Genomic DNA, 12,459 nt, shown 5'->3' on the forward strand with positions numbered 1-12,459 from the left:
GCATCTGGCGCTGGGTGCCCTCGCCGGGGTCGAAGAGGATGCCCTCGCCGTCCCAGCGCAGCAGGTAGCCGTTGTGGTTGCGGTGCCGGGTCGGGACCTGGCTGGCGGTGCCGAGGACCACCAATTCACGGACGGACACGACGACTTACCCGGGCGGCCATTCCAGTCCGCGCCCGCCCAGGACGTGGGCGTGCGCGTGCCAGACGGTCTGGCCGGCGCCGGTGCCCGTGTTGAAGACGATGCGGTAGCTCTCCAGCTTCTCGTCGTCGGCGACCGCCTGCGTCTCGCGCAGGACGTCGGCGGCGATCGCCGGTTCGGCGGCGGCGAGGGCCGCCGCGTCCCGGTGGTGCACCTTGGGGATCACCAGGACATGGGTGGGCGCCTGTGGGTTTATGTCCCGGAACGCGACGGTCGTCCCGGTCTCCCGCACGATCGTCGCCGGGATCTGACCCGCGACGATCTTGCAGAACAAGCAGTCGTCCTGCGGCTCCCCTGCCATGGTCCCTCCGGAGGTCGAGCGGTGGATCGTGTGGGGCATCGTATCGTCGCCGGGTGCGCCCGCCGTGTGGCCGGTCGCGCCCACGCGGCGGAGCCGCCCATCGACACGGCCCCGCGCCCCTTACGTGGGCAAGCTCGGCGGAGTCTTCGCGGGACGTGACTCCAACTCCTCCAGAGCCAGTCTTATGGCCTCGTCGAGCTGTACGTCCCGTTCCGCCGCGTAGTCCTGCGGACGCTGCACGACCTCCACGTCCGGGTCCACGCCGTGGTTCTCGACGCCCCACTCGTAGCCCTCCAGCCAGAAGGCGTACTTCGGCTGGGTGATCAGCGTGCCGTCCACCAGCCGGTAGCGGCTGTCGATGCCGATCACGCCGCCCCACGTCCGCACCCCGACGACCGGGCCGAGCCCGAGCGCCTTGATCGCCGCGTTGACGATGTCGCCGTCCGACCCGGAGAACTCGTTGGCGACGGCGACGACAGGCCCCCGCGGCGCGTCCTGCGGGTAGCTGTAGGGCCGCATGCCGCGCGGCACCGCCCAGCCGACGATCCGCCGGGCCAGCTTCTCCACCACCAGCTGGGAGGTGTGCCCGCCCCGGTTCTCCCGGACGTCCACGACGAGCCCCTCGCGGCCCACCTCCACCCGCAGGTCGCGGTGGATCTGCGCCCAGCCCGGCGCCTGCATGTCCGGCACGTGGAGATAGCCCAGCCGGCCGCCGGACCGCTCGTGCACGTACGCCCGCCGGTCCGCGACCCACGCGTGGTAGCGCAGCGGCTCCTCGTCGGCGATCGGTACGACGACGGCGTGCCGTACCTCGCCCCCGCCGGACGGCGAGATGGTCAGCTCGACCGCCTTGTCCGCCGTACCGACGAGCAGCGGCCCCGGACCGGTCACCGGATCCACCGCGCGTCCGGCCACCGCGACGATCGCATCCCCGGCGCGCACCGCGACGCCGGGGGCGGCCAGCGGGGAGCGGGCCTCCGGATCGGAGGTCTCCGAGGGCAGGATGCGGTCGATGCGCCAGCTGCCGTCCGCGTGCCGGGAGATGTCCGCGCCGAGCAGGCCCTGCCGGGCGCCGTCGCCGTGTCCGCCACGCGGGACGACGTAGGCGTGCGAGGTGCCCAGTTCGCCCTGCACCTCCCACAGCAGGTCCACCAGGTCGTCGTGGGTGGCGACCCGGTCCAGCACGGGCCGGTAGCGGTCGAGGACGCCGTCCCAGTCGACGCCGCTCATGTCCGGCCGCCAGAAGTGGTCACGCATGATGCGGCCGGTCTCTTCGTACATCTGCCGCCACTCGGCCGCCGGTTCGACGGTCTGGCGGACGCGGGTGAGGTCGACGGTGACGTTGGTGTCGTCGTCGCCGGAGGCGCGCCGGTCGCTCGGTACGACCTTCAGCCGGCCGTCGGTCCACAGCAGCACCCGCTTGCCGTCGCCGCTGACCGCGAAGTGGTCGGCGTCGGCCGCGAGGTGCTCCAGGCGCTGCTGGGCGAGGTCGTAGCGCTCCAGCTCGGTCTTGGGGTCGGGATCGTCCGGAGTGGCCCGGGCGGAGCCGAGGACGCCCTGCACGGGGTGCCGCAGCCACAGCACGCCGTCCTTCGCGGCGCGCAGGTTGGAGTAGCGTCCGGCCTCGACCGGGAAGGGCACGATCCGGTCGGCGAGGCCTTCGAGGTCGATCCGCGTCGTCGGCGTGCCCTCGCTGTCGGGGGTCTCGTCCTTGTCCGGCGTCTCGAAGGGACGGCCGTGCCGCTGCGGGCCGAACGGGGAGGGCGTGGTGGCGGACAGCGTGATCAGGTGCGGCCGGTCGCCGACCACGAACGCCAGGTCGAAGACGTGCTCGTCGTAGACCGGGTCGAAGGCGCGGCTGGACAGGAAAGCGAGGTGCTTGCCGTCGGTGGTGAAAGCCGGGGCGTAGTCCTGGAAGCGCAGCGGGGTCGCCTCGGTGACCGACAGGTCGGTGGTGTTGGCGAGCTTCAGCTGGCACAGCGGGCGCGGGCCGGGGTGGGACCAGGCGAGCCACGCCGAGTCGGGCGAGAAGACCAGGCCGCGTACGTCGCCGTTCTCGCTGCGGTCGACCTCGCGCACCTCGCCGGTCTCCCGCTCGACGAGCAGCAGCCGTCCGTCGTGCGAGGCGACGGCGGCCCGGCTGCCGTCGGGGGCCATGGCGAGCCCGAGGACCCGGCCGAGCCGGCCGCCGGCGAGCCGGCGCGGGATCGAGCCCGGCGCCAGCCCGGAGGCGGGTGCGAACTCCAGGGCGTCCTCGCCCTCGGCGTCCGTCACCCACACCACCCACTCCTCGCCCTCGGCGCGGAACGTGCGGGGCAGCCGGGCCCGGACGCCGGGTTCGACGGCCAGCGCGCGGGCGGGCCCGGAGCGGTGGGTCACCCAGTGCACGCCGCCGCGCACGGCGACCGCGCTGCCGCGTGCGGTGTGGTCGGGGGACGCCGAGCCGAACCAGCGGGAAGGGTTCACCGGGTAGGGCTGGCGGTCGGTGCGCTGCCCGCCGATCCGGATGTCGAGGCGGCGGGGCTCGGCGCCGTCGAGGTCGTCCAGCAGCCACAGCTCACCGGCGGAGGCGTACACGACGCGGGTGCCGTCGCCCGCCGCGTGCCGGGCGTAGAAGCCTCCCCCACTCTCGGCTTCGCTCGAGCGGGAGGTGCCCCCAAGGGGGGTGTGCCGGCGCAGGTCGGAGCCGTCGGCGAGGGAGGAGTACAGCGCGCCGGTGCCCTCGTGGTCGCAGAGGAAGGCGATCCGGTCGCCGGCCCAGACCGGGTACTCGATGTTCCCGTCGAGGTCCGCGTGCAGCCGTACGAACTCCCCGTCGCCCTCCGCGTCGATCCACAACTTGCCCGCCGTGCCGCCCCGGTAGCGCTTCCACGCGGCGGCCTCGCGGCCCATCGGCGCGGACAGCAGCACGGTGCGCGGGCCGTGGGCGACCTCGCCGACGGGGCCGTACGGCAGCCGCCGCGGCGGTCCGCCGTCGAGCGGGACGGCGTGCGCCCAGGTGCGGCGGAGGGTGGCCTGGCCGTGGGTGGTCAGGGCGAGGACCTGCCCGTCGGGGGTCCAGCCGCGCACCCGGGTCATCCAACTGCCCCAGTACGTCAGTCGCTTGGCGGGGCCGCCGTCGACGGGCGCGACATGCACCTCGGGGGCGCCGTCGCGGGTGGAGGTCCAGGCGACGGTGGTGCCGTCGGGTGAGATACGGGGCTGGGTCACCGGCACGTTGTCGGCGCTGACCCGCCAGGCGCGCCCCCCGTCGAGCGGCGCGAGCCAGACGTCGTCCTCGGCGGTGAAGGCCACCAACTCGCCCTGGACGTGCGGAAACCGGAGATACGCGGGCACTGCGGACTGGGTCACCAGGTCACCCTACGCAGGCACCCGGGTCCGCGCACAGGGGTTTGGATCACTTGCGTCGCCCGCTATTTGCCCTCGGGCCAGCATGTGGGGGCGCTTCGGCAGTAGACGGTCTTGGTGACGGTCACCGTCGTGGTGGGGCCGCCGCCCGGCGGGTTGCCGCCCACCGGCGGGGCGGAGGTGGCGTCGCAGTCACCCAGTCCGGTGACCCGGAACCACTCCTTGCCGTCGATCTTCGCGGTGAGGTCGCCGCGCACACAGGCGCCGCCGACCGCGCGGGTCACCTCGCCGGCGACGGTGATGTCCCTGCCGTCGGTGGTCCGCCCCTCGCAGTCGACGTCCGCGACGGCGCGGACGCTCGCCGACGGCGCCGACGCGCTCCGGTCCCCGAAGTCGGCCGTACACGTCAGCCACTGCACATCGGCCTCGCGCCGCTCCAGTTCCCGCGTCACCAGCTCGTCGGTCGTGTAGGCCACGGTCGCGGAACTCAGCGTCCCCGGCTCGCAGGCCACCAGCCCACCCGCACCGGCCACGACAACCACCACCGCACCGGCCGCCCGCCACCCACGAGGACGGCCACGAACCCACCGCAAAGCCCCCATGGCGGCAGCCTGCCACGCTCCCGCCCGCCCCGGAAGGGCACACCCGGCCACTCGGTGCCCGGCGCCGGCGTCGACGCAGGTGTCGTCAGACGTGCAGGAGTTGCCACTCCTGGAGTTCCACCAGGTTGCCTTCCGGGTCCTTGAGATGGGCCACGCGCAGGCGTGGGGTCATGGGGGCCGGGCCGTGGAGGAGGGTGGCGCCGCGGGACGCGACGCGGTCACAGTAGGTGTCGAGGTCGTCCACGCGCAGGACGACGAGGGAACGGTGGCCCGTGACGGTGTCGTTCACCTCGCCGAGCAGGCCGGCCATCGTCGCGCGGTCCTGGAGCGCGATGCCCGCCGAACCGGTCGTGGGGCTGAACTTCTCGTACGGCCCCTCGGTCGCGCCGGACTGCGGCTTCAGGCCAAGGACGTCGGCGTAGAAGCGGTAGCAGGTGGCGAAGTCGCTGACCAGAAGTCTGACCTGGGCTAGTTCCATGGTGTCCTCCCGCGTGGGGATCAGGACCAGCGTCCGGTACGGCCGAGCAGCAGGGCCGCCGCCGCGGTACCGGCCGTCGAGGTGCGCAACACGGACGGTCCGAGGCGGTAGGCAGGCGCCCCGGCCTCGGCGAACAGGGACAACTCCTCGGGGGACACGCCCCCTTCGGGGCCGACGACCAGCATGATCTCGCCCTCGGTGGGCAGTTCGGCCGCGGCCAGCGGCTCCTCACCGCCCTCGTGCAGTACGGCGGCGAAGTCGGCCTTCGCCAGCAGCGCGGCGACCTGCTTGCTCGTCGCCGCGTCCGCGACCTCGGGGAAACGCACGCGCCGGGACTGCTTACCGGCCTCGCGCGCGGTGGCCCGCCACTTGGCCAGGGCCTTGGCGCCGCGGTCGCCCTTCCACTGCGTGATGCAGCGGGACGCGGCCCACGGCACGATCGCGTCGACCCCGACCTCGGTCATGGTCTCCACGGCCAGCTCGCCCCGCTCCCCCTTGGGCAGTGCCTGGACGACCGTGACGCGCGGCTCCGCCGCCGGCTCCTCGGCCACCGAGTCCATGTGGACGATCAACCGGTCCTTGCCCTCGGTGTCCACGACCACGCACTCCGCCCAGCGCCCGGCCCCGTCGGTGAGGACCACGTCCTCACCGGCCCGCAGCCGCTTCACGGAGACCGCGTGCCGCCCTTCGGGCCCGTCCAGGACGTACCGCCCGCCGCCGCCCGCGTCGAAGTGGTCGACGACGAACACCGGCGCCGTCATCCGGCACCGCCCCGGCCGGACAGCGCCGACCCGGCCTCGGCCAGCTCGGCCGCCAGCACCTCCACCAGCTGCCCGGCGGGCAGCTCACGCGCCATCCGGTGCCCCTGGCCCGCCCACAGCGCCATGCCCTGCGCGTCGCCCGCCTTCCCGGCGGCCTTGCGGATCGGGGAGGTGAGGTGGTGGACCTCGGGATAGGCGGCGGGGGCGTACGGGCCGTGCTCGCGCAGGAAGCGGTTGACCAGGCCGCGGGCGGGGCGGCCGGAGAACGCGCGGGTGAGCGCCGTACGCACGAAGAGCGGGTTGGTCAGCGCCTGCTTGTGCACGGCGTTGGCGCCGGACTCGGCGGTGGCGAGGAACGCCGTGCCGAGTTGCGCCGCGCTCGCGCCGGCCGCCAGCACGGCGGCGATCTGGCTGCCGCGCATGATGCCGCCGGTGGCGATCAGGGGCAGGCCGACCGCCTCGCGGATCTGGCCCAGCAGGGAGAGCAGCCCGACGGCCGAGCCGTCGTTCTCGGGGATGTCCCGGTGGGTGCCCTGGTGGCCGCCTGCCTCGGCGCCCTGCACGATCACGCCGTCCGCGCCGGCCTGCTCGACGGCCCGGGCCTCGTCGGGGGTGGTGGCGGTGACGAGGGTGAACGTTCCGGCCCGGCGCAGGGCGTCGAGCACCTCACGGGAGGGGACGCCGAAGTGGAAGGAGACCACCGGCACCGGGTTGTCCAGCAGCACCGCGAGCTTGGCCTCGTAGCCGTCGTCCCGGCCGCTGTCGGGGTCGCCCAGCTCGGTCTCGTACCACGCGGCCTCGCCGGCCAGCTGGTGGGCGTAGACGTCGACGGCGGCGGGCTCGGCGTACTCGGACTGCGGCATGAACAGGTTCACGCCGAAGGGGCGGCCCGTCAGCCCCCGCAACTGCTTGATCTCCTGGTACATGCCGTCGGCCGTCTTGTAACCGGCCGCGAGGAATCCCAGCCCGCCTGCCTCGGACACGGCCGCGGCGAGCTGCGGAACGGAGACGCCGCCCGCCATGGGGGCCTGCACGATCGGAAGCGGGACGAGATCGGTCAGTGCGGAGGACATGACGGCATGTTGTCACGTCCTCCGAACAAGTCCGAATCGGGCCTGCCACCCGGCATAGGCCGGTGGCAACCCGCGGAGCCCGGAGTCCCCGGCGTCCGTCGAACGGGCCCGCCGACCGCGAGAACGACCCTTGCCGCCCCGGCTGGCCGGGCCCGCCCGGGGCCCCCGGCCGGCCTCGGCAGCCGCGCCGCTCGCCCCGTCAGCGCCCGTTGAACGCGTCCTTCAACCGCGAGAACAACCCTTGCTGCCCCGGCTGGAACTGCCCCGTGGGCCGTTCCTCCCCGCGCAGCTTGGCCAGCTCGCGCAGCAGGCGCTCCTGCTCCACGTCCAGCTTGGTGGGGGTCTGGACCTCGACGTGGACGATGAGGTCGCCGCGTCCGCCGCCGCGCAGGTGGGTCACGCCCCGGCCGTGCAGCGGGATCGACTGGCCGGACTGGGTGCCCGGGCGGATGTCGACCTCCTCCATGCCGTCCAGGGTCTCCAGCGGCACCTTCGTGCCGAGGGACGCCGCCGTCATCGGGATCGTGACCGTGCAGTGCAGGTCGTCGCCGCGGCGCTGGAAGGTCTGGTGCGGCAGCTCGTGGATCTCGACGTAGAGGTCACCGGCGGGACCGCCACCGGGCCCGACCTCGCCCTCACCGGCGAGCTGGATGCGCGTGCCGTTGTCGACACCGGCCGGGATCTTGACCGTCAGGGTGCGGCGGGACCGCACCCGGCCGTCGCCCGCGCACTCCGGGCACGGGTTCGGGACCACGGTGCCGAAGCCCTGGCACTGCGGGCAGGGGCGCGAGGTCATGACCTGGCCCAGGAAGGACCGCGTGACCTGCGACACCTCACCACGGCCGCGGCACATGTCACACGTCTGCGCCGACGTACCCGGCGCCGCGCCCTCGCCGCTGCAGGTGGAGCAGACGATGGCCGTGTCGACCTGGATGTCCTTCGTCGTGCCGAAGGCCGCCTCGTCCAGCTCGACCTCGATACGGATCATCGCGTCCTGGCCGCGGCGGGTGCGCGAGCGCGGCCCGCGCTGCGACGCCGTACCGAAGAACGCGTCCATGATGTCCGAGAAGTTCCCGAAGCCACCCGCGCCGAAGCCGCCCGCGCCACCGGCGCCGCCGGCCTGCGACAGGGGGTCGCCGCCGAGGTCGTAGACCTGCTTCTTCTGCGGGTCCGAGAGCACCTCGTAAGCGGCGTTGATCTCCTTGAACCGCTCCTGGGTCTTCGGATCCGGGTTCACGTCCGGATGCAGCTCGCGTGCGAGCCGCCGGAAGGCCTTCTTGATCTCTTCCTGCGACGCGTCGCGGCGCACGCCGAGGACGGCGTAGTAGTCCGTGGCCACTTACGACTCCGCCAGGATCTGTCCGACGTACCGTGCCACTGCGCGTACCGCTCCCATCGTTCCCGGGTAATCCATGCGGGTCGGTCCGACCACGCCGAGCTTGGCAACCGCCTCGCCGCCCGAACCGTAGCCCACCGACACCACCGAGGTGGAGTTGAGTCCCTCATGGGCGTTCTCGTGCCCGATGCGCACGGTCATGCCCGAATCCTTCGCCTCGCCAAGCAACTTGAGGAGGACGACCTGCTCCTCCAACGCCTCCAGCACCGGCCGGATGGTGAGGGGGAAGTCATGTCCGAAGCGGGTGAGATTGGCCGTACCGCCGATCACCAGCCGCTCCTCCGTCTCCTCGACAAGCGTCTCCAGCAGGGTGGAGAGCACCACGTGGACCGTGCCACGGTCCTCCGCCTCGAAGGCCTCGGGCAGATCCTGCACCAGCTGGGGCACATCCGAGAAACGGCGGCCCGCGATCCGGCTGTTCAGCCGGGCCCGCAGATCGGCCAGCGACGCCTCTCCGAACGGGGCCGGGCAGTCGACCATCCGCTGCTCGACCCGCCCGGTGTCCGTGATCAGCACCAGCATCACGCGCGCGGGTGCCAGCGAGAGCAGCTCCACGTGCCGCACGGTGGAGCGGGTCAGCGACGGGTACTGCACGACCGCGACCTGCCGCGTGAGCTGCGCGAGCAGCCGCACGGTCCGGGTCACCACGTCGTCCAGGTCGACGGCCCCGTCGAGGAAGTTCTGGATCGCGCGCCGCTCCGGCGCGGTCAGCGGCTTGACCTCGGCCAGCTTGTCCACGAAGAGCCGGTAGCCCTTGTCGGTCGGGATGCGCCCGGCGCTGGTGTGCGGCTGGGCGATGAACCCCTCGTCCTCCAGCGCCGCCATGTCGTTGCGGACCGTCGCCGGGGAGACGCCGAGACCGTGCCGTTCGGTGAGCGCCTTGGAGCCGACCGGCTCCTCCGTGCCGACGTAGTCCTGGACGATCGCACGCAGTACCTGCAGCCGTCGTTCACTGAGCATCCGCGCGCACCTCCAGTACGTCGTCCCTGGGCGCTCCCCCTGGCACTCGACGCACGCGAGTGCCAGTCTTACCGGCCCAGTGTACGGCCGTCCGGTACGCCCCGGGCAAGGCCCGTCCTGCCAGGTCGTGCCGGACGGGGGGTACGGCAGGCCCTGCCGACCCTGTCGCCGTGCTCCCGATTCCGGACGTTCGCCCCCGGGCAGGCGCGAACACCGCGACAGGGCCTAGCGTCGCCGTATGAGCGTGACTTGGGAAGAGGTGGGCTGGGAGCGGCTCGCGAGCGGCGTCGGCCGGTGCCGGCTGCCCGGGTGGGACTGCACGGTGGGGCTGGTGACCGGCCGGGGCGCGGCGCTGCTGATCGACGCGGGGTCGAGCCTCGCCGAGGGGGCGGGGCTGCGGGCGCGGGCGGAGGCCCTGGCCGGGCATCGTGTGACCCATCTCGCGCTCACGCACCCTCACTTCGACCACGTCCTCGGCGCGGCGGCGTTCGCGGGCGCGGAGGTCTTCGGCGCGGTCGGCGCCGACACCGTGCTCGGCGGCCGGCGCGGCCGGGAGGAACTGCGCGCGGACGCCGTCCGCCACGGCCTCGACGCCGCGACCGCCCAGGAGGCGGCCGACACCCTGGTCGCGCCCCGCCACCTCGTCTGCGGCGAGTGGACTCTCGATCTGGGCCCCGGCCGCCAGGTCCTGCTGGCCAACGTGGGGCCGGCGCACACGCCGTACGACCTCGCCGTACTGGTCCCCGGGGAGCGCGCGGGCGAACCCGAGGTGGTCTTCTGCGGCGACCTCGTCGAGGAGTCCGGCGAGCCGCAGGCGGGCCCCGACGCCGTACCGTCCCACTGGCCCGCCGCCCTCGACCGGCTGCTCGGCCTCGGCGGTGAGGACGCGCTGTACGTGCCCGGTCACGGTGCGGTCGTGGACGCCGCGTTCGTGCGGCGCCAGCGCGACGCCCTGGCCGCGCGGTTCGGCGTGTCGCACGGATGACGTAAGGAGCTGTCCATATCGTCATGCGAATGCGCCAGTATTCTCCGGACCTGACACCGCCGTGGAAGAAGCCCCGACCCGTGCCCGAGGTCCCCGCGGAGCCCGGACTGGTGGTCGAGGAGCCGGGCACCGGTTTCTGCGGCGCGGTGATCCGCTGCGAGGCGGGCACGGTGACCCTGGAGGACCGCTTCGGCAAGCACCGGGTCTTCCCGCTGGAGCCCCGGGGGTTTCTGCTGGAGGGCCGCGTGGTGACGCTGGTGAGGCCCGCCGCGGGGCCGGAACGGCCCACCCGCACCGCCTCCGGCTCGGTCGCCGTCCCCGGCGCACGCGCGCGTGTGGCCCGCGCCGGCCGCATCTACGTCGAGGGCCGGCACGACGCCGAGCTCGTCGAGAAGGTCTGGGGCGACGACCTGCGCGTCGAGGGCGTGGTCGTGGAGTACCTGGAGGGCGTGGACGACCTGCCCGCGATCGTGCGGTCCTTCGCGCCGGGCCCGGACGCCCGGCTGGGCGTGCTGGTGGACCACCTGGTGCCGGGCACGAAGGAATGGCGCATCGCCGAGTCGGTGACGAGCGGGCACGCCCTGGTGGTGGGCCACCCGTACATCGACATCTGGGAGGCCGTGAAGCCGTCGGCGCTGGGGATCCCCGCGTGGCCGGCGGTGCCGCGGGGGCAGGACTGGAAGACGGGGGTGTGCCGGGCCCTGGGCTGGCCCTCGGAGAACACCGGGGCGGTGTGGCAGGCGATCCTGAAGCGGGTGGGGTCCTACAAGGACCTGGAGCCGGAGCTGCTGGGCCGCGTGGAAGAACTGATCGACTTCGTCACGGCCCCCGCGTAGAGCACCCCCCGAGCACCTAGCCCCGAGCCTCCAGGCTCCCGCACAGCGGACCCCCGGCCCCGAACTCGTCCAAGGTGCCCCGGCGGCGAACCCCCGGACTCCCGGGACCACGCACCACGCCCAGGCCCCGAACCCCAGACTTCCGGTCACCACCGACCACGCCCCGGCACCCGCGCCCCCGGACCTCCGTGCGCGGCGCCCCGGCACCCGAGCGCCCCGGCCCCTGGGCCGCGACAGCCGGGCAGCGCGCTCCCGGCGGCGGGCCCCTGCGCCGGGTCAGTCCACGAGGTCTCGTACCACGGCGTCCGCCAGCAGGCGCCCCCGCAGCGTCAGTACCGCGCGCCCCTGAGCGTACGGCGTCTCCTGGAGGAGGCCGTCCGCCAGGGCCCGCCGGGCGGCCGTGCGGCCCTGTTCCCGGAGCAGCGACAGCGGCACGCCCTCGCGCAACCGCAGCTCCAGCAGGACGCGCTCCACGCGACGGTCCTCGTCGGAGAGCAGCTCGCGGCCGGCACCCGGGGAGCGGCCCTCGGCCAGCGCGGCGGCGTAGGCGCCGGGGTGCTTCACGTTCCACCAGCGCACGCCCCCGGCGTGGCTGTGCGCGCCCGGGCCCGCGCCCCACCAGTCGGCACCCCGCCAGTACAGCTCGTTGTGCAGACAGCGGGCGGCGTCGGACGTGGCCCAGTTGGACACCTCGTACCACTCGAAACCGGCCGCGGACAGCCGCTCCTCCGCGATCAGGTACCGGTCGGCGTGCACGTCGTCGTCCGTCATCGGCACCTCGCCCCGCCGGATCCGGCGGGCAAGCTGCGTGCCCTCCTCGACGATCAGCGCGTACGCGCTGATGTGATCCGGCCCCGCGCCGAGCGCCGCGTCCAGCGAGGCCCGCCAGTCGTCGTCGGACTCCCCGGGGGTGCCGTAGATCAGGTCCAGGTTCACATGCTCGAACCCGGCGGCCCGGGCCTCCGCGACGCACGCCTCGGGCCGGCCGGGGGTGTGCGTGCGGTCGAGGACCTTCAGCACGTGCTGCTTCGCGCTCTGCATCCCGAAGGACACCCGGTTGTAGCCGCCCTCCCGCAGGGCCGCGAGATACGCCGGGTCGACCGACTCCGGATTCGCCTCTGTCGTGACCTCGGCGTCCGCCGCCAGCCCGAACTCCTCCCGGATCGCCCCCAGCATCCGGACGAGATCGTCCGCGGCCAGCAGCGTCGGCGTACCGCCCCCGACGAAGACCGTCCGGACCTCGCGGGGGTCGTCGCCGAGCACCTTGCGGGCCAGCCGGACCTCGTCGATCAGCGTGTCGGCGTAGTTGTCGCGCGAGGCGAGCACGCCGCCCGTGCCGCGCAGCTCTGTGGCGGTGTACGTGTTGAAGTCGCAGTAGCCGCAGCGGGTGGCGCAGTACGGGACGTGCAGGTAGAACCCGAGGGGTCGGTCCGCCGCCCCGGCGAGCGCGGCCGGGGGCAGCGCGCCGTCGTGCGGGACGGGCTCGCCGTCGGGAAGTGCGGAAGGCATGTCCCCCATTGT

Annotated in this window: 11 protein-coding genes and 1 pseudogene; 2 read left to right on the plus strand and 10 right to left on the minus strand. The window is 73.8% G+C overall.

All coding sequences use genetic code 11. The features are described from left to right. The 9 genes and pseudogenes from AB0O67_RS12020 to hrcA all read right to left on the minus strand — a co-directional run. Nucleotides 1-139 (minus strand): annotated as a pseudogene (locus tag AB0O67_RS12020) (ribonuclease Z); the annotation flags it as partial. 6 nt (nucleotides 140-145) lie between these two features. Beyond that, the gene (locus tag AB0O67_RS12025; RefSeq protein WP_365448876.1) at nucleotides 146-499 is read right to left on the minus strand and encodes a histidine triad nucleotide-binding protein; all 354 of its coding nucleotides are present in this window, start codon (nucleotides 497-499) and stop codon (nucleotides 146-148) included. A 120-nt stretch (nucleotides 500-619) separates the two neighbouring features. Then, on the minus strand, nucleotides 620-3,850 hold the full coding sequence (locus AB0O67_RS12030) for a S41 family peptidase (protein ID WP_365448878.1): 3,231 nt from the start codon (nucleotides 3,848-3,850) through the stop codon (nucleotides 620-622). A 62-nt stretch (nucleotides 3,851-3,912) separates the two neighbouring features. After that, nucleotides 3,913-4,449 carry a hypothetical protein gene (locus tag AB0O67_RS12035; RefSeq protein WP_365448880.1) on the minus strand — a complete coding sequence of 179 codons (537 nt, stop codon included), beginning with the start codon at nucleotides 4,447-4,449 and terminating at the stop codon, nucleotides 3,913-3,915. A gap of 85 nt (nucleotides 4,450-4,534) precedes the next feature. Beyond that, nucleotides 4,535-4,927, minus strand: a complete 393-nt coding sequence (locus tag AB0O67_RS12040; protein ID WP_365448882.1) for a VOC family protein — start codon at nucleotides 4,925-4,927, stop codon at nucleotides 4,535-4,537. A gap of 20 nt (nucleotides 4,928-4,947) precedes the next feature. Further along, nucleotides 4,948-5,688 carry a 16S rRNA (uracil(1498)-N(3))-methyltransferase gene (locus AB0O67_RS12045; protein WP_365448884.1) on the minus strand — a complete coding sequence of 247 codons (741 nt, stop codon included), beginning with the start codon at nucleotides 5,686-5,688 and terminating at the stop codon, nucleotides 4,948-4,950. Next, on the minus strand, nucleotides 5,685-6,761 hold the full coding sequence (locus AB0O67_RS12050) for a nitronate monooxygenase (RefSeq protein ID WP_365448886.1): 1,077 nt from the start codon (nucleotides 6,759-6,761) through the stop codon (nucleotides 5,685-5,687). The genes AB0O67_RS12045 and AB0O67_RS12050 overlap by 4 nt, the downstream gene beginning before the upstream one ends. A 199-nt stretch (nucleotides 6,762-6,960) precedes the next feature. Continuing rightward, the gene (gene dnaJ, locus AB0O67_RS12055; protein ID WP_365448888.1) at nucleotides 6,961-8,100 is read right to left on the minus strand and encodes a molecular chaperone DnaJ; all 1,140 of its coding nucleotides are present in this window, start codon (nucleotides 8,098-8,100) and stop codon (nucleotides 6,961-6,963) included. Beyond that, nucleotides 8,101-9,117 (minus strand): heat-inducible transcriptional repressor HrcA, encoded by a 1,017-nt coding sequence (gene hrcA / locus AB0O67_RS12060; RefSeq protein ID WP_365448890.1) that lies wholly within the window; start codon nucleotides 9,115-9,117, stop codon nucleotides 8,101-8,103. Nucleotides 9,118-9,355: 238 nt separating this feature from the next. On the opposite strand from hrcA, the gene AB0O67_RS12065 reads away from it, so the two are divergent. Both AB0O67_RS12065 and AB0O67_RS12070 read left to right on the plus strand, forming a co-directional pair. Further along, nucleotides 9,356-10,102 (plus strand): MBL fold metallo-hydrolase, encoded by a 747-nt coding sequence (locus tag AB0O67_RS12065; protein ID WP_365448892.1) that lies wholly within the window; start codon nucleotides 9,356-9,358, stop codon nucleotides 10,100-10,102. Nucleotides 10,103-10,131: 29 nt separating this feature from the next. After that, complete coding sequence (locus AB0O67_RS12070) at nucleotides 10,132-10,938, plus strand: DUF3097 domain-containing protein (RefSeq protein WP_365448894.1); 807 nt, start codon at nucleotides 10,132-10,134, stop codon at nucleotides 10,936-10,938. A 276-nt stretch (nucleotides 10,939-11,214) separates the two neighbouring features. Here AB0O67_RS12070 and hemW read toward each other — a convergent pair whose 3' ends face one another. Beyond that, nucleotides 11,215-12,447 carry a radical SAM family heme chaperone HemW gene (hemW, locus tag AB0O67_RS12075; protein ID WP_365448896.1) on the minus strand — a complete coding sequence of 411 codons (1,233 nt, stop codon included), beginning with the start codon at nucleotides 12,445-12,447 and terminating at the stop codon, nucleotides 11,215-11,217. Nucleotides 12,448-12,459 lie beyond the last annotated feature (12 nt).

Source organism: Streptomyces sp. NPDC086077 (assembly GCF_040686175.1).
Lineage (GTDB): Bacteria > Actinomycetota > Actinomycetes > Streptomycetales > Streptomycetaceae > Streptomyces.